15 protein-coding genes are annotated in these 16,233 nt (G+C 62.0%); 5 read left to right on the top strand and 10 right to left on the bottom strand.

What is annotated here, in order from left to right; genetic code table 11:
* Positions 1–5: 5 nt before the first annotated feature.
* Genes HX881_RS22005 through HX881_RS21995 form a run of 3 tightly spaced genes read right to left on the bottom strand, consistent with a single transcriptional unit; the run spans position 6 to position 3,060 of the window.
* Positions 6–872, bottom strand: a complete 867-nt coding sequence (locus HX881_RS22005; protein ID WP_017129556.1) for a carbohydrate ABC transporter permease — start codon at positions 870–872, stop codon at positions 6–8.
* On the bottom strand, positions 869–1,966 hold the full coding sequence (locus HX881_RS22000) for an ABC transporter ATP-binding protein (protein ID WP_017129557.1): 1,098 nt from the start codon (positions 1,964–1,966) through the stop codon (positions 869–871). The genes HX881_RS22005 and HX881_RS22000 overlap by 4 nt, the downstream gene beginning before the upstream one ends.
* The gene (locus HX881_RS21995) at positions 1,966–3,060 is read right to left on the bottom strand and encodes an ABC transporter ATP-binding protein (protein WP_042937131.1); all 1,095 of its coding nucleotides are present in this window, start codon (positions 3,058–3,060) and stop codon (positions 1,966–1,968) included. Before HX881_RS21995 ends, HX881_RS22000 begins: the two co-directional genes overlap by 1 nt.
* Before the next feature lie 294 nt (positions 3,061–3,354).
* Here HX881_RS21995 and HX881_RS21990 point away from each other — a divergent pair, with 294 nt between their 5' ends.
* On the top strand, positions 3,355–5,193 hold the full coding sequence (locus HX881_RS21990) for a sigma-54-dependent Fis family transcriptional regulator (protein WP_177086584.1): 1,839 nt from the start codon (positions 3,355–3,357) through the stop codon (positions 5,191–5,193).
* 60 nt (positions 5,194–5,253) lie between these two features.
* On the opposite strand, the gene cysS is transcribed toward HX881_RS21990, so the two are convergent.
* Together cysS and HX881_RS21980 are read right to left on the bottom strand one after the other, a co-directional pair.
* Positions 5,254–6,636, bottom strand: a complete 1,383-nt coding sequence (gene cysS / locus HX881_RS21985; RefSeq protein ID WP_177086583.1) for a cysteine--tRNA ligase — start codon at positions 6,634–6,636, stop codon at positions 5,254–5,256.
* Positions 6,637–6,654: 18 nt separating this feature from the next.
* Complete coding sequence (locus HX881_RS21980; RefSeq protein ID WP_017129560.1) at positions 6,655–8,352, bottom strand: glutamine--tRNA ligase/YqeY domain fusion protein; 1,698 nt, start codon at positions 8,350–8,352, stop codon at positions 6,655–6,657.
* 244 nt (positions 8,353–8,596) lie between these two features.
* On the opposite strand from HX881_RS21980, the gene HX881_RS21975 reads away from it, so the two are divergent.
* Both HX881_RS21975 and lpxH read left to right on the top strand, forming a co-directional pair.
* Entirely contained in the window at positions 8,597–9,100 is a 504-nt protein-coding gene (locus tag HX881_RS21975) for a peptidylprolyl isomerase (protein ID WP_177086582.1), read from the top strand.
* On the top strand, positions 9,097–9,843 hold the full coding sequence (gene lpxH, locus HX881_RS21970; protein WP_017129562.1) for a UDP-2,3-diacylglucosamine diphosphatase: 747 nt from the start codon (positions 9,097–9,099) through the stop codon (positions 9,841–9,843). The genes HX881_RS21975 and lpxH overlap by 4 nt, the downstream gene beginning before the upstream one ends.
* Before the next feature lie 13 nt (positions 9,844–9,856).
* On the opposite strand, the gene HX881_RS21965 is transcribed toward lpxH, so the two are convergent.
* The 4 genes from HX881_RS21965 to HX881_RS21950 form a co-directional block, all read right to left on the bottom strand.
* The gene (locus HX881_RS21965) at positions 9,857–11,386 is read right to left on the bottom strand and encodes a DHA2 family efflux MFS transporter permease subunit (RefSeq protein WP_017129563.1); all 1,530 of its coding nucleotides are present in this window, start codon (positions 11,384–11,386) and stop codon (positions 9,857–9,859) included.
* Between the two features lie 63 nt (positions 11,387–11,449).
* A complete protein-coding gene (locus HX881_RS21960; protein ID WP_017129564.1) occupies positions 11,450–12,652 on the bottom strand; it encodes an HlyD/EmrA/EmrK family protein in 1,203 nt (400 codons plus the stop codon).
* A 15-nt stretch (positions 12,653–12,667) separates the two neighbouring features.
* Positions 12,668–14,137 carry an efflux transporter outer membrane subunit gene (locus HX881_RS21955; RefSeq protein WP_103032663.1) on the bottom strand — a complete coding sequence of 490 codons (1,470 nt, stop codon included), beginning with the start codon at positions 14,135–14,137 and terminating at the stop codon, positions 12,668–12,670.
* Positions 14,127–14,609 carry a MarR family winged helix-turn-helix transcriptional regulator gene (locus HX881_RS21950; RefSeq protein WP_017129566.1) on the bottom strand — a complete coding sequence of 161 codons (483 nt, stop codon included), beginning with the start codon at positions 14,607–14,609 and terminating at the stop codon, positions 14,127–14,129. Before HX881_RS21950 ends, HX881_RS21955 begins: the two co-directional genes overlap by 11 nt.
* A gap of 306 nt (positions 14,610–14,915) precedes the next feature.
* Here HX881_RS21950 and HX881_RS21945 point away from each other — a divergent pair, with 306 nt between their 5' ends.
* Together HX881_RS21945 and HX881_RS21940 are read left to right on the top strand one after the other, a co-directional pair.
* A complete protein-coding gene (locus HX881_RS21945) occupies positions 14,916–15,098 on the top strand; it encodes a type II toxin-antitoxin system HicA family toxin (protein ID WP_017129567.1) in 183 nt (60 codons plus the stop codon).
* A 23-nt stretch (positions 15,099–15,121) separates the two neighbouring features.
* Entirely contained in the window at positions 15,122–15,526 is a 405-nt protein-coding gene (locus tag HX881_RS21940; protein WP_017129568.1) for a type II toxin-antitoxin system HicB family antitoxin, read from the top strand.
* Here HX881_RS21940 and HX881_RS21935 read toward each other — a convergent pair.
* A complete protein-coding gene (locus HX881_RS21935; RefSeq protein WP_017129569.1) occupies positions 15,523–16,137 on the bottom strand; it encodes a MiaE family protein in 615 nt (204 codons plus the stop codon). The genes HX881_RS21940 and HX881_RS21935 overlap by 4 nt on opposite strands.
* Positions 16,138–16,233: the final 96 nt, after the last annotated feature.

Below are 16,233 nucleotides of genomic sequence, written 5' to 3'. Positions count from 1 at the left end.
GGACCTCAGCGCTTGGCATCGGCGTGGGTCATGGCGGTATAGAACAGCCAGGACACCAACAGGATGATCAGGAAGTACACCAGCGAAAACGCCGCCGCCGGGCCCAGGTCGAATTGCCCGATGGCCATCTGGGTCAGGGTCTGGCTGAGGAAGGTGGTGGCATTGCCCGGTCCGCCGCCCGTCAGCACGAAGGGTTCGGTGTAGATCATGAAGCTGTCCATGAAGCGCAGCATCACCGCGATCAACAGCACGCTCTTCATCTTCGGCAACTGGATATGCCGGAACACCGCCCAGGCCGAGGCCCGGTCGATACGCGCCGCCTGATAATAGACGTCCGGAATCGCCCGTAGCCCCGAATAGCACAGCAGCGCCACCAGCGAGGTCCAGTGCCAGACATCCATCACCAGCACCGTGACCCAGGCGTCCATGGTATTGGCCGCATAGTTGTAGCTCAGGCCCAGGGCATTGAGGGTCCAGCCCAGCAGGCCGATATCCGCGCGACCGAAGATCTGCCAGATGGTCCCGACCACGTTCCACGGGATCAGCAGCGGGATCGCCAGCACGATCAGCACCAGCGAGGACCAGCGCCCCTTGGTCGGCATGGTCAGGGCAATGGCGATTCCCAGCGGGATCTCGATCGCCAGGACACAGGCCGAATAGATGAACTGGCGCAGCAGCGAGTCATGCAGGCGCGGGTCCTGCAGCACCTGCCGATACCAGTCGGCACCGACGAAGTAGCGGCTGGACTGGTCGAAGATGTCCTGCACCGAATAGTTGACCACCGTCATCATCGGCACCACCGCGCTGAACGCCACCAGCAGGAAAACCGGCAGGACCAGCCACCAGGCCTTGTTGTTCTGTACCTTGTTCATGGGTTGGCCTCCAGCAGGCGATCATCGGCATAGACCATCAGCCATTGCGCCGGGAAACTGATCCAGGCCTGGCCCTGCGGCACCGGCTTGTCTTCCTGCAGGCGCACCTTGAGCACCTGGCCATCCAGGTCCAGGGTCATGATCTTGTAGGTCCCGAGATCCTCGACATGCCGGACTTCAGCACACAACGCCTCTTCGTAGGCTTCATCCCAGACATGCACGAACTCCGGACGAATACCGACCTGCAGGCGACTCCAGCCACCCGCGGCGATCCGCTGCTGCAAGGCTTCGGAGAGTTCCAGGTGGGTATCGGCAAAGCCGACGCCGCCGGGCCGGGGCTGCACGTCGATCAGGTTCATCCCGGGACTGCCGATGAAATAGCCGACAAAGGTGTGGCTCGGCCGTTCGAACAGCTCCCGCGGCGTGCCGAACTGGACGATCTGGCCGCCATACATCACGGCGATCTTGTCGGCAAAGGTCGAGGCCTCCAACTGATCGTGGGTCACGTAGACCATGGTGATATTGAATTGCTCATGGATCTGCTTGAGCTTGCGCCGCAGCTTCCACTTCAGGTGCGGGTCGATCACCGTCAGCGGTTCGTCGAAGAGAATCGCCGAGACGTCATCGCGCACCAGCCCGCGCCCCATCGAAACCTTCTGCTTCTCATCGGCGCTGAGGTTGCTGGCCTTGCGTTGCAGCAGCGCCTGCAGGTCGAGCACCTCGGCGATTTCCTGGACCTTGCTCAACACCCGCGACTCGGCCATGCCCTGGTTGCGCAGGGGAAAGGCCAGGTTGTCGAACACCGTCATGGTGTCGTAGACCACCGGGAACTGGAACACCTGGGCAATATTGCGTTTTTCCGGGCTCAGGTCGTTGACCACCGTGGTGTCGAACAGGACCTGTCCCTGCGACGGGCTGAGCAGCCCGGAAATGATATTGAGCAAGGTCGATTTGCCACACCCCGACGGCCCGAGCAGCGCATAGGCACCACCCTGCTCCCAGACATGGTTCATCTCGTGAATCGCGTAATCCTCCGGCCCCGCCGGATTCTTGCTGTAGCTGTGGGCCAGGTTCTGCAAATGAATCTGCGCCATCAGGCAACCCTCGCGACACGTCGACCGGGGGCCTGGACCAGACGGCCCTGCCCGTCGAACACAAAGAGTTTATGGGTCGGAATGTAGATGCGGATCGAGGCATCGACGTCGTAGGCATGCACCCCGGGCAGATGCAGCACCAGCTGGAAATGCTCGTTGCGCACGTGGAGAAAGGTTTCCGAGCCGCTGATTTCCGCCAGCTCCACGGTCACCGCCAGCTCCAGGTCGTCGTCGTTGCTCGGCACCAGGCAGATATGGCTCGGCCGTACGCCGAAACGGAACTCGCCTTCGCCGATGGGGCGCAGGTCGACGTTCAGCGGAAAGTGCACGAAGTTGGCGAAACTGACCTCATTGCCGAGAATCCGTCCCGGCATCAGGTTGATCGGCGGCTCGGAAAACAGCTCGGCCGCCAGCACCGTCTGCGGCTGGTGATAGACCGCCGGCGTGCTGCCGCTCTGGATGACCCGCCCCTCGTGGACAATGGTGGTGGTGCCGCCCAGGGCCAGGGCCTCGTTGGGCTCGGTGGTGGCATACACCGCAATGGTATGGCGCGCCTTGAACAGCTCGCGCATTTCCTGGCGCAGTTCTTCGCGCAGCTTGTAGTCGAGATTGACCAGCGGCTCGTCGAACAGGATCAGCTCGGCATCCTTGACCAGCGCCCGGGCCATGGCGGTGCGTTGCTGCTGACCACCGGAAAGCTCGAGGGGATGCCGCTGCAGGAACTTCTCGATCCGCAGCATCCGAGCGGTCTCCAGGACCTTGGCCTGGATCTGCTCCTCCGGTATCCGCGCCTGGCGCAGGGGCGAGGCAATGTTCTCGAATACCGTCATGGTCGGGTAGTTGATGAACTGCTGGTAGACCATCGACACATTGCGCAAGCGCACCGGACGCCCGGTGACATCCACGCCATTCATCAGCACCCGCCCACCGTCGGGCTTGTCCAGGCCGGCCATCAGGCGCATAAGACTGGTCTTGCCGGAGAGCGTACGCCCCAGCAGGACATTGAAGGATCCGGGTTCGAAACTCAGGCTCGCCTCATTGATCCAGGTCTGCCCCTCGACCACACGGCTGACGCGTTCCAGCGTTAAAGACATGGCTCGACCTTTTTTATTATTGAAATCAAATGCCACACATCACCCGAGGGACAGAGCGACATCCGTGCCAGAAACGCAAAACAGCGCTCAACCCCTCGGGGCAGAGCGCCGGACAGTGGAAATCGGAAGGTGTGGCAGATTCGCCAGTGAACAGAAATGAACAACCACCTATGAACAGATGAACACTCCGGCGGTTGACAATGAACAAATGTGAACAACACTGGATGAATGCTTTTTGGCTCGATCGCGGCCGCCCACAACAAAAACAATAAAGCACCCCGGAGATCGACTGCCATGGCCGTTGCCCCTCTCAGTCACGACACCATCATCCAGGACTCCTGGAGCCGCTGCCGCCGCTTCGGCCTGAGCCACCAGTCCGCGCCGGCGTTCGACCAGTTGCCGGCCAACGAGGTCGCGCACTTGCTGGACAGTCAGCAGGCACTGGTGCAGACCACCCACCAGGAAGTGCTGCCGTACTACGAGAACATTCTCAGCAACTCCAACTGCCTGATCATGCTCGCCGACAATCAGGGCCAGGTCCTCACATCCTGGGGCACCCAGAGGTTTATCGAGCCGCAGTTGCTGCGCGGCTTCAGTCCCGGGGCCAGCTGGAAGGAGCACTACACCGGCACCAACGCCATCGGCACCGCCCTGGCCTGCGAGCAGGCGGTGCATATCGAGCACGACGAACATTTCCTCAAGGCCAACCGTTTCATGACCGGCTCGGCGGCACCGATCTTCGACGCCAGCCGGCAGGTCATCGCCGTACTGGATGTGTCCAGCGACAGCTACCTGCCGCCCTCCCACACCCTGGGCATGGTCAAGATGATGAGCCAGACGGTGGAGAACCGGCTGATCCTCAATCTGTTCAAGGGCGAACATTTCCAGCTGGTCTTCAACACCGGGCTCAACAACCTCGACAGCCAGTGGGCCGGACTGCTGATCTTCGATGAAAGCGGCCAGGTGCTGTCGGCCAATCGCCGCGCGGACAACCTGCTGGGCATCAGCCTGTCGCGGGTCGGCATCGACAGCCTGTTCAATGTGTCCTTGCTGGAACTGCTCAACCAGCCGGAAGGCCTGCCGTTTTCCCTGCAGGCCGCGGGCCGCAACCGTTTTCATTGCCTGCTCAAGCGGCCGAAGTACACACCGATCAAGCCGCGGGTATTTGCCGAAACCAGGCCTCGAACCGACACCCCGACCGACAGATCAGGTCTCAAGGCCCTGCATTGGGGCGACAACCGGGTGGAAAAAGCCATTCGACAAGCCGAACGCCTGCAGGAAAAAGGCATTGCCTTGCTGATCCACGGTGAGACAGGGGTCGGCAAGGAAGTTTTCGTCAAGGCCCTGCACCGGGCCGGCTCGCGGGCCGCACAACCGCTGATCGCGGTGAACTGCGCGGCCATTCCGGCGGAACTGGTGGAATCGGAGCTGTTCGGCTACGAGAAAGGCGCCTTTACCGGTGCCAACCAGAAAGGCCATATCGGACTGATCCGCAAGGCCGACAAGGGCACGCTGTTTCTCGATGAAATCGGTGACATGCCGCTGCCGACCCAGGCCCGCCTGCTGCGGGTGTTGCAGGAACGTTGTGTACAGCCGGTGGGCAGCAGCGAGGCTTATCCGGTGGATATCCGCCTGGTTTCGGCAACCAACCGTTCGTTGCGCCAGCAGATCGCCAATGGCCTGTTTCGCGAAGACTTGTACTACCGCATCGGCGGCCTGACCCTGGAGTTGCCGCCATTGCGCGAGCGTACCGACAAGCAGGCGGTGTTCCAGCACATCTGGGAACGACATCGGGAAAGCCCGCAATGGGCCGGGCTGAGCCGGGAGGTGCTGGAACTGTTTGAGCGCCACCCCTGGCCCGGCAACATCCGCCAGCTCGACAGCGTGATCCAGGTGGCACTGGCGATGGCCGAGGACCAGCCGATCCGTGCCGAGCATCTGCCGGATGATTTTTTCGTCGACCTCGGCCTGGACAGCGGCGAGTCGGCCCCGTTGCAAAACCCGCAGGCCCTGGACAGCGTCGAGGACCTGAACCAGTTACTGAAAGCCTCCGGCGGGAATATTTCCCACCTGGCGCGACAGCTCGGGGTCAGTCGCAATACCTTGTACAAGCGCCTGCGCGCCCTGCCATGATCGCCTTGCCCGACAAACAGAAGCCCGCACAAGGCGGGCTTCTGTCGATTCAAGGTGTACTCAGTCGGCAACGCGCCAGGTCGTGCCGCCCTTGCCATCTTCCAGCACCACACCCATGGCGGTGATCTGGTCGCGGATACGGTCGGATTCCGCCCAGTCCTTGTTGGCTCGCGCCGCCAGGCGTGCCTGAATCAGCGCTTCGACTTCAGCCGCGTCGACCCGCCCTGCCGCGCCTGCCTGCAGGAAGTCATCGGCTTCCAGTTGCAGGACACCGAGCACACTGGCCAGCTCCTTCAGGCGCGCCGCCAGACCGGCCGCCGCATTGAGATCGTTCTCGCGCAGGCGGTTGATCTCGCGCACCATCTCGAACAGCACCGCACAGGCTTCCGGCGTACCGAAGTCGTCGTTCATCACCTGGGTGAAACGCTCGACAAAGGCTTCGCCGCCGGCCGCCGGCACGTTCGGCAAGCCTTTCAACGCGTGGTAGAAACGCTCCAGGGCGCCCTTGGCGTCCTTGAGGTTGTCTTCCGAATAGTTGATCGCGCTGCGGTAGTGACTCGACACCAGCAGGTAACGCACGACTTCCGGATGGTACTTGTCCAGCACATCTCGAATGGTGAAGAAGTTGTTCAAGGACTTGGACATCTTCTCGCCATTGATGCGGATCATGCCGCAGTGCATCCAGGCATTGGCGTAGGTCTTGCCGGTGGCCGCCTCGCTCTGGGCGATTTCGTTTTCATGGTGCGGGAATTCGAGGTCGCTGCCGCCGCCATGAATGTCGAAGGTCTCGCCCAGGCAGCAGGTGGACATCACCGAGCATTCGATGTGCCAGCCCGGACGCCCGGCGCCCCACGGCGACTCCCAGCTCGGCTCACCCGGCTTGGCGGCTTTCCACAGGACGAAGTCCAGCGGATCCTGTTTCGACTCGTCGACCTCGATCCGCGCACCGATGCGCAGGTCTTCGATCTTCTTGCGCGACAGCTTGCCGTAGCCCATGAACTTGCCGACGCGGTAGTACACGTCACCGTTGCCCGGCGCGTAGGCGTAGCCCTTGTCGATCAGGGTCTGGATCATGGCGTGCATGCCCGGGATGTGATCGGTGGCCCGCGGCTCCATGTCCGGCTTGAGGATGTTCAGGCGCGCCTCATCCTCGTGCATCGCGGCGATCATGCGTTCGGTCAGCGCTTCGAACGCTTCGCCGTTCTCGTTGGCCCGATTGATGATCTTGTCGTCGATGTCGGTGATGTTGCGCACATAGGTCAGGTCATAACCGCTGAAACGCAGCCAGCGGGTCACCAGGTCGAAAGCGACCATGCTGCGGCCGTGGCCCAGGTGGCAGTAGTCGTACACGGTCATCCCACACACATACATGCGGACCTTGTTGCCATCCAGCGGCTTGAAGACTTCTTTGCTCTTGGTGAGCGTGTTGTAGATGGTTAGCACAAAACGTTCCTTAACTGATCACTGACCCCAGGAGTCGCGCAGGGTCACCGTACGGTTGAATACCGGGGCGCCCGGTTTCGAGTCCTTGATATCCGCGCAGAAGTAGCCTTCGCGCTCGAACTGGAAACGGTCTTCCGGTTGTGCGTTGCCCAACGAAGGTTCGGCACGACAACCCGTAAGGACCTGCAGGGAGTCAGGGTTGATGTTGTCCAGGAAACTTGCGCTGTCTTCGGCCTTCTCCGGATTCGGCGAGCGGAACAGACGATCGTACAGGCGCACTTCACACTCGACGCTGGCCGCTGCCGGCACCCAGTGGATCACGCCCTTGACCTTGCGGCCCTCGGGGTTCTTGCCCAGGGTTTGCGGATCGTAGGAGCAACGCAGTTCGACGATATTGCCCTCGGCATCCTTGATCGCCTCGTCGGCACGGATCACATAGCTGCCGCGCAGGCGCACTTCACCGGTCGGCTCCAGGCGCTTGTAGCCCTTTGGCGGCTCTTCCATGAAGTCGTCACGGTCGATATAGATCTCACGGGCGAATGGCAACTGGCGCACGCCCATGTCTTCTTTCGGATGGCACGGCAGTTCGAGGTTCTCGACCTGGCCTTCCGGGTAGTTGGTGATGACCACTTTCAACGGGCGCAGCACGCACATGGCACGCGGGGCGCTGTGATCGAGGTCGTCACGGATGCTGAACTCCAGCATGCCGAAGTCCACCACGCCGTCGGAACGGTTGGTACCAACCATCTCGCAGAAATTGCGGATGGATTTCGGCGTGTAGCCGCGACGGCGGAAGCCCGACAGCGTCGACATGCGCGGGTCGTCCCAGCCGTTGACGTGCTTCTCGTCCACCAGTTGCTTGAGCTTGCGCTTGCTGGTGATGGTGTAGTTCAGGTTCAGCCGCGAGAACTCGTACTGGCGCGGCTTGCACGGCACCGACAGGTTGTCGAGGAACCACTCGTAGAGCGGACGATGGCTTTCGAACTCCAGGGTGCAGATGGAGTGGGTAATACCTTCGATGGCATCCGACTGACCGTGGGTGAAGTCGTAGATCGGGTAGATGCACCACTTGTCACCGGTCTGGTGGTGGTGGGCATGACGGATGCGATAGAGGATCGGGTCGCGCAGGTTCATGTTCGGCGAGGCCATGTCGATCTTGGCCCGCAGCACGCGCTCGCCGTCCTTGAATTCGCCGGCTTTCATGCGGGCGAACCAGTCGAGGTTCTCTTCCACCGACCGATCGCGGAACGGGCTGTTCTTGCCCGGCTCGGTCAGGCTGCCACGGTATTCCCTGGCCTGCTCGGGGGTCAGGTCGTCGACATAGGCCTTGCCGGCCTTGATCAACTCGACCGCCCAGTCATGCAACTGGTCGAAATACTGCGAGGCGTAACGCACTTCGCCGGCCCACTGGAAACCCAGCCACTTGACGTCGCTTTCGATGGCGTCGATGTATTCCTGATCTTCCTTGGCCGGGTTGGTGTCGTCGAAACGCAGGTGCGTGACGCCGCCGAATTCCTGGGCCAGGCCGAAGTTCACGCAGATCGACTTGGCGTGACCGATGTGCAGGTAGCCGTTGGGCTCCGGCGGAAAACGGGTGACGATCTGGGTGTGCTTGCCCGAATCCAGGTCGGCCTGAATGATCGGGCGCAGGAAGTTGACCGGGACAGCCGGGCCGGTCTTGGCGTTCGAAGTAGGGTCGACAGTGGGCTTGCTCATAAGATCCTTGGACGTGACAAGTGCGTGGCCCGGATAGGCCGAGTCAATCAAAGCCCCTATCATAGCCGAACCTGTCAAGCCCCTGACAGGGCCACCCGGAAAACGGCTGCTTTTAATACCGTCGGGATAAAAACCCCTCGAAATGCCCGACGAGCACGTTAAACTCCCCGGCCAGGTTGTGGCGTGAACCGTTATCGGGTTCGGCCACAGTTCCACGAATTCCCTGAATAGAGCGATAGCTACCATGACCCAAGTCAAACTGACCACCAACCACGGCGAGATCGTTCTCGAACTGAACGACGAGAAAGCCCCGCTGACCGTTGCCAACTTCATTGAATACGTCAAGGCCGGCCACTACGAGAACACCGTGTTCCACCGTGTCATCGGCAACTTCATGATCCAGGGCGGCGGTTTCGAGCCAGGCATGAAGGAAAAGAAAGACAAGCGCCCAAGCATCCAGAACGAAGCCGACAACGGCCTGCCGAACGAGAAGTACACCGTGGCCATGGCACGCACCATGGAGCCGCATTCGGCTTCCGCCCAGTTCTTTATCAACGTGGCTGACAACAGCTTCCTCAACCACAGCGCCAAGACCGTCCAGGGCTGGGGCTACGCGGTCTTCGGCAAAGTGGTTGCCGGCACCGAAGTGGTCGACAAGATCAAGGCGGTTGCCACCACCATGAAGGCCGGCCACCAGGACGTTCCAGCAGAAGACGTGATCATCGAGAAAGCCGAGATCGTTGAGTGATACTGCTGATTTCAGATTTGCATCTGGAAGAGGAGCGCCCGGACATCACCCGGGCGTTTCTGGATTTCCTCGCCGGGCGCGCCCGTTCGGCACAAGCGTTGTACATCCTCGGCGACTTCTTCGAAGCCTGGATCGGCGACGATGCCATGACCCCGTTCCAACGTTCGATCTGCGCCGCGCTGCGCGAGGTCAGCGATGGCGGCACCCCGATTTTCCTGATGCACGGCAACCGCGATTTCCTGCTCGGCACGGCCTTCTGCAAGGCCGCCGGCGCCACCCTGCTCAAGGACCCGAGCGTGGTGCAGATGAATGGTGAGCCGGTGCTGCTGATGCACGGCGACAGCCTGTGTACCCGCGATGAAGCCTACATGCGCCTGCGGCGCTACCTGCGCAATCCGGTCACGCTGTTTATCCTGCGTCACCTGCCGCTGCGCACCCGCCACCGGCTGGCGCGCAAGCTGCGCAGCGAGAGCCGTGCCCAGACCCGCATGAAAGCCAACGACATCGTTGACGTGACCCCCGAGGAAATCCCACGGATCATGCAGCAGCATGGCGTGCATACCCTGATCCATGGCCATACCCACCGTCCGGCCATCCACAAGCTGCAACTCGGCACGCAAGCGGCGAAACGCATCGTGCTGGGGGACTGGGATCGCCAGGGTTGGGCCTTGCAGGTGGATGAGCAGGGATTCCAGCTGGCGCCCTTCGATTTCGCTCCACCGCCGGCCCTCCCCGCTCACTGATCCCCCCGCTACATCAATGCCCCGCCGCCGCGGGCCCGGCCTTGGCCGCGAACGGCGGCTTGGCCAGCCACACCAGCAGCATCAGCCCCATGAACCCCCAACCCAGCAGCGTGAAGTAATCCACGGTCGAGAGCATGTACGCCTGGCTGGTGAGAATCTGGTCCAGTCGGCCATAGGCCTGGCTGCCCGCTCCACCGAGATTTTCCAGGGCGTTGCGGGTCGCCGGATCGAACGGGGTCATGCTTTCACTCAGGTAGGCATGGTGCTGGTCCGCCCGGCGAATCCAGATCCAGGTGGTCAGCGATGCCGCGAAGCTGCCCCCGAGGGTCCGCAGGAACGTGGCCAGGCCGGCGCCGTCGGCAATCTGGTGCGGCGGCAGGTCCGACATCAGGATGCTCAGGGTCGGCATGAAGAACAGCGCCACGCCGATCCCCATGAACAGTTGCACCAGGGCCACATGCTCGAAATCCACCTCATTGGTGAACCCGGCCCGCATGAAGCAGCTCAGGCCGATCGCCAGGAAGGCGAATCCCGCCAGCAGGCGCAGGTCGACCTTGTTGGCATACTTGCCGACAAAGGGTGACATCAGCACCGGCAGGATACCGATCGGCGCTACCGCCAACCCGGCCCAGGTCGCGGTGTAGCCCATCTGGGTCTGCAGCCACTGGGGCAAGATCAGATTGATGCCGAAGAACCCGGCATAGCCGAGGATCAGCACGATGGTGCCGATACGGAAGTTGCGGTAGGCGAACAGGCGCAGGTTGACCACCGGGTGCTTGTCGGTCATTTCCCAGATCACGAAGGCCGCCAGGGCGATCACCGAGATCACCGCGCCGACAATGATGAAGTTCGACTCGAACCAGTCCAGGTCGTTACCTTTGTCGAGGATCACCTGCAGCGCACCGACGCCAATGATCAGGGTCAGCAGGCCGACATAGTCCATCGGCTGGCGACTGGTCACCACCGGCCGCGCCTTGAGCTGCTGGCGCACGATCATGGTGGCGAAGATGCCGATCGGCACGTTGATGAAGAAGATCCATGGCCAGCTGTAACTGTCGGTGATCCAGCCACCGAGAATCGGCCCGGCAATCGGCGCGACCACCGTGACCATCGCCAGCAGCGCCAGGGCCATGCCGCGCCTCGCCGGCGGATAGACGGCAATCAGCAGCGTCTGGGTCATCGGGTACAACGGCCCGGCCACGAGGCCCTGGACGACCCGGAAGCCAACCAGTTCGGGCATCGACGTGGAAATGCCACAGAGGAACGAAGCCAGCACGAACAGCAGCGTGGCCCAGATAAACAGTTTCACCTCACCGAAGCGCCGGCTCAGCCAGCCGGTCAGCGGCAGGGCAATGGCGTTGCTCACGGCAAAGGAGGTGATGACCCAGGTGCCCTGCTCCGAACTCACCCCCAGGTTGCCGGAAATGGTCGGCAGGGCAACGTTGGCGATGGTGGTATCGAGCACCTGCATGAAGGTCGCCAGCGACAGGCCGATGGTGCTGAGCAAAAGGCTGGGCGGAGTAAAAGACGCGTTCGAGCTCATCGCGAATCCTTTGGAACGAGGCAGGTGCTGCGACCACCGGGGTCGCAGCCGGGGATTGGCGACTCAGCGTTGCGCGGTTTTGGTCGTCGCTGCGCTGTTTTCATGGATCAGCCGGGTAATCACCGCATCGGCGTCAGCCAGTTGCTGCTGATAGACATTGGTGGTGAACGAGGCCTTTTGCGGCGGTTGCTGGGCCAGCACCGGACCGCTCTGGTCATGCAGGTTGACTTCGACCTGGGTCGACAGCCCGACCCGCAGCGGGTGCTTGGCCAGCTCCTCGGCGTTGATATGAATCCGCACCGGCACCCGCTGAACGATCTTGATCCAGTTACCGGTGGCGTTCTGCGCCGGCAACAGGGCGAAGGCACTGCCAGTCCCCGCACCAAGGCTGTCGATGGTGCCGCTGTATTTCACGTCGCTGCCATACAGGTCGGCTTCGATGTCCACCGGCTGGCCGATACGCATCTGCTGCAACTGGGTTTCCTTGAAGTTGGCATCGATCCACAGCTGGTCCAGCGGGATCACCGCCATCAGCGCGGTTCCCGGCTGCACACGCTGACCGAGCTGCACGGTACGCTTGGCGACATAACCGGTCACCGGCGCGATCAGGGTGGTCCGGGCATTCGCCAGATAGGCCTGGCGCAGTTGGGCTGCAGCGGCTTTGACATCGGGGTGATTGGACACCACCGTGTCGTCCACCAGCGCATTGATGGTGTTGAGCTGCTGCTGGGCATTGCTCAGGGCGCTCAGTGCCGAGGTCAGGTCATCCCGGGCGTGGGACAGCTCTTCCTGGGAGATCGCCCCGCCGGCGGCGAGGTTCTTGCGGCGGGTGAAGTTGTCCTGGGCTTTCTGCACCGCGGCCTGCTGCGCGACGACCTGGGCCTTCATGCCATCGACGTTGCTATACAGGCCACGGACCTGGCGCACGGTCTTGGCCAGGTTGGCCTCGGCGCTCTGCAGGCCGACCTGGGCATCGCTCGGGTCGAAGTTCAGCAGCACCTGGCCCGCGTGGACCAGGTCACCGTCGTCGGCGCCGATGCTCACCACCGTACCGGTGACCAGCGGTGTGATTTCCACCACGTTGCCGTTGACGTAGGCATCGTCGGTGCTTTCGCTCCAGCGACCGTAGAATTCGTGCCAGCCCCAGACGGCCAGGCTACCGACGATCACCACCAGGGCGAGCACCGAGAGCATGATCTTGCGTTTACCGGAGTTGCCGGTATCCGGGGCGTTTTCAACAGCGTTTGTTTCGGCAGGGCTAGCCATGGCAAGTACCTTGAATTAATGGGGCTGTGCGGCCGGGTCTGGTGTGTTCGAGGCGATGTTCTCGGCGTGGAAGCCGCCGCCCAGGGCCTGCATCAGTTGGATGGAAAGATCGATCTGCTGGGCATTCAGGTCCGCCAGCTGGCGCTGGGACTGCAACAGGGTCTGCTCGATGGTGAGCACATCCAGGTAGTTGCCGATGCCTGCGCCATAGCGCTGGACCACGGTGTTGTAGGACTCCTGGGCGATGTCGGCCGCATGTTGCTGGGCGACGACCTGCTGGCCCATGGCCCGCAACTGCCCGATGGTGTCGCTGACATCACCGAGTGCCTTGACCAGGCTCTTGTTGTACTGCGCCACCGCCAGGTCGTAATCGGCGTCCTTGGCATCGAGCCCGGCGCGCAGGCGGCCACCGTCGAAGATCGGCAGCGAAACCGTCGGCGCGATACTGAAGAAACGACTGGCCGAGCCGAACAGCGCATCGCCCAGCAGGGATTCGGTGCCGGCCGCGGCGCTCAGGTTGAGGTTCGGGTAGAAGCGGGTCTTGCCGGCGGCAATGTCCTTGCTCGCGGCTTCGACACGCCAGCGCGCCGCCACCAGGTCGGGACGCCGGCCCAGCAGTTCCGCCGGCAAGGTCGACGGCAGGGCGACCGCGCCGGGCTGGAGGATCTTCGGTCGGGCGATTTCATTGCCACGATCCGGGCCCTTGCCCAGCAGCACCGCCAGGGCAACCTTGGCACTCTGCAGTTTCCTGCTGGCATCGATCACCTGTTCCTCGGAACTGGCAGCCAGGCTTTCGGTTTGCTGGTACTGGTAATGACTGTCGATCCCGGCGCTCAGGCGACGCTGGCCGAGTTCGAGCAACTGCCGGGTGCGCTTGAGATCGTCGTTGGCCAGGTCATAGACGATATGCGCCTCGCCCAGGTTGCTGTAGGCCCGGGCGACATCCCCGGCCAGGGTCAGGCGTGCCGCCTGCTGGTCGACTTCGGCGGCCCGGGCCTGGCCGAGCGCGGCTTCCCAGGCGTCACGCTGACCACCCCAGAGATCGAAGGTGTAGTTGAAGTCGAGGCCCACCTTGCGCACGGTGTCGTAGGTGCCACCCTGCCCGCTCGGGTCCTGGTCCCGTGCCAGCCGCGAACGGCTGACACCGGCGCTGGCATCCAGGGTTGGCATGCGCGCGGCGTCGGCGGCATAGGCCGCAGCGGTCGCCTGATGGGTCCGGGCACTGGCGATCTGCATGTCCGGGCTGTCGCGCAGGGCTTCGCGGATCAGTCCGTCGAGCTGTGGATCGCCAAGGCTTTTCCACCAGTCGCTGGTCGGCCAGGCCGCCGGCGACAAGGTAATGCCCTTGAGGGATTGCTCGGCCCTGAGGTTTTTCGCCTCGAGGCTCACGCCCGAAGTCGTCAGGCCCTGGTAACTGGCACAGCCCGCCAGGGCCATTGCCAGGAACACCAGGCTCAAACCGCCACGCAGGGTTTTACTGTTCATTTTTACCACCCAGCCGCAGCTCGATGATCGAGTCACCGGCCGCCAGCAAAATCTTCTTGAGAATACTTTCCAGGGTTTGCAATTCGTCCCGGGTAATCGCCCCCGCCAGCTCGTTCATCGCATCGGCACCGATCTCCGGCAGCCGGTCTGCCAGGCCCTGTCCTTGCGCCGTCAGCACCAGCCGGACCTGGCGGCGATCGCCCTCGGAACGTTGGCGGGCCAGCAATTCCTTCTGTTCGAGACGATCGAGCATTCGCGTCATCGAGCCGCTGTCCAGGGACAGGTGGCGACACAGCTCGGCCGGGGAGTCGACGCCGAACTGGGCCATGATGATCAGCACCTTGAACTGCGCGGCAGTGATGCCATACGGCACCATATGGGTGTCGATGATCCGGTCCTTGAGCAGGGCAGCACGCCCCAGGAGCAGGCCGAGATGGCAATTGTGGAAGTCGTCCGGCAAGAAATGCTTCATAGGATCACCAGGAAAGCTGCCTAGGCAGAGAGTTGTGTGGATATTACTGCTTAGGCAGCGAATGTCAAAGCAATTGTTAGCAAGCTTTGTATTAAGCCGATAAAAGGCCTGCCCCGGGGACGTTCAGGCATAAGAGGGATGGGCTTAGAAGAAAATGGGCTGAACGGCAGGGTTTCGGGATCGTCTCAGCCACTACGTGACGAACGGCACGCCCCTCAAAAAGATAACTCTAGACACACCTTTAAAACCGATGTCTGATAGAGCAACAGCTAGGCTTCCCTGACATACCCGAAAAAGGAGTCATAGGTGAAGAGCAGGGATTTGATCGCCGAACTGGAGGCCGCCGGCTGGATGCTGCAACGAATCAAGGGTAGTCATCATGTGTTCGTTCACAGCACCAACCCTCATTCGATTCCCGTACCACATCCCAAGAAGGATCTGCCACTCGGAACTATCAGAAGCATCAGAAAACGGGCGGGCCTGCTATGAACCCAGTTACGAAGGAGGAGCTCATGCAATATCCCATCGCCATTGAATGGGGTGATGAACACACCGCCATTGGCATCCAGGTTCCGGATATTCCCGGCGCCGTGACTGCCGGCGACACCTTCGAGGAGGCTTATAATGCCGCCATCGAGGTCGCCCATATAATGCTCGAGGAAATCGCGTCGGACGGACAACCGATCCCCATGCCCTCCTCGTCGCTTTCGCACCGGAAGAACCCCGACTTCGCCGACATGGGCTGGGGCATGCTGGAGCTGGATATATCGCCCTATCTGGGCAAGACCGAGAAGGTCAACGTCACCCTTCCCGGTTTCGTGATCCAGCGCATCGACCGTTATGTACGCGATCACCAGATCAAGAGCCGATCGTCGTTCCTGGCCGATGCGGCGCTGGAAAAACTGGTTCGTGCCTAAGCGATAGCCGTGGCGGGCACACCGCTGTGGAACCTGAACTCGATATCCGGCGACTCGATCAGTTCCTGTTCGACCGCCCGCACTTTTTCGATGACCCGGCCGATATCGTCGGCATCGCCGTACTGATAGGCCAGTTTCAGATAGCCCTGGAAATGCCGCGCTTCGCTCTTGAGCAAGCCGAAGTAGAACTTGCCCAGTTCTTCGTCAAGATGCGGCACCAGGGCTTCGAAACGCTCGCAACTGCGCGCTTCGATAAAGGCGCCGACCACCAGGGTATCCACCAGCTTCACCGGCTCGTGGCTGCGCACCACCTTGCGCAGTCCCGAGGCGTAACGGCCGGCGGACAGTTGCCGCAGTTCGATCTTGCGACGCTTCATCAGGCGCATGACCTGCTCGTGATGCACCAGTTCTTCCCGGGCCAGCCGTGACATCAGGTTGATCAGGTCGACATGGGAGTGGTACTTGGCAATCAGGCTCAGGGCCGTGCTCGCCGCCTTGAACTCACAGTTCTTGTGGTCGATCAGCAGCGTTTCCTGGTCGGCCAGCGCCGCTCGCACCCAACCGTCCGGCGTCCGGCAGCCGAGGAATTCATGGATTTCCGGCAGATTCACAGGAAGGCTCCCGCCAGTACGGGGCACGCAGGGTCGAACAACGAAAGAATCGGCAACATGGGGCTCACAGACACGGGCTCGCAGGACAGAAGGGAA

It is taken from the genome of Pseudomonas gingeri (assembly GCF_013386115.1).
GTDB classification, from domain to species: Bacteria; Pseudomonadota; Gammaproteobacteria; order Pseudomonadales; family Pseudomonadaceae; genus Aquipseudomonas; species Aquipseudomonas gingeri.
The sequence above is the reverse complement of the archived record's forward strand: the minus strand, read 5'-3'. Positions and strand labels throughout refer to the sequence as shown.

Bases quoted from the DNA above. Each gene is read 5' to 3' on its own strand.
- HX881_RS22005 (WP_017129556.1), bottom strand. From the start codon at position 872: ATGAACAAGGTACAGAACAACAAGGCCTGGTGGCTGGTCCTGCCGGTT.
- HX881_RS22000 (WP_017129557.1), bottom strand. From the start codon at position 1,966: ATGGCGCAGATTCATTTGCAGAACCTGGCCCACAGCTACAGCAAGAAT.
- HX881_RS21995 (WP_042937131.1), bottom strand. From the start codon at position 3,060: ATGTCTTTAACGCTGGAACGCGTCAGCCGTGTGGTCGAGGGGCAGACC.
- HX881_RS21990 (WP_177086584.1), top strand. From the start codon at position 3,355: ATGGCCGTTGCCCCTCTCAGTCACGACACCATCATCCAGGACTCCTGG.
- HX881_RS21980 (WP_017129560.1), bottom strand. From the start codon at position 8,352: ATGAGCAAGCCCACTGTCGACCCTACTTCGAACGCCAAGACCGGCCCG.
- HX881_RS21975 (WP_177086582.1), top strand. From the start codon at position 8,597: ATGACCCAAGTCAAACTGACCACCAACCACGGCGAGATCGTTCTCGAA.
- HX881_RS21965 (WP_017129563.1), bottom strand. From the start codon at position 11,386: ATGAGCTCGAACGCGTCTTTTACTCCGCCCAGCCTTTTGCTCAGCACC.
- HX881_RS21960 (WP_017129564.1), bottom strand. From the start codon at position 12,652: ATGGCTAGCCCTGCCGAAACAAACGCTGTTGAAAACGCCCCGGATACC.
- HX881_RS21955 (WP_103032663.1), bottom strand. From the start codon at position 14,137: ATGAACAGTAAAACCCTGCGTGGCGGTTTGAGCCTGGTGTTCCTGGCA.
- HX881_RS21950 (WP_017129566.1), bottom strand. From the start codon at position 14,609: ATGAAGCATTTCTTGCCGGACGACTTCCACAATTGCCATCTCGGCCTG.
- HX881_RS21940 (WP_017129568.1), top strand. From the start codon at position 15,122: ATGCAATATCCCATCGCCATTGAATGGGGTGATGAACACACCGCCATT.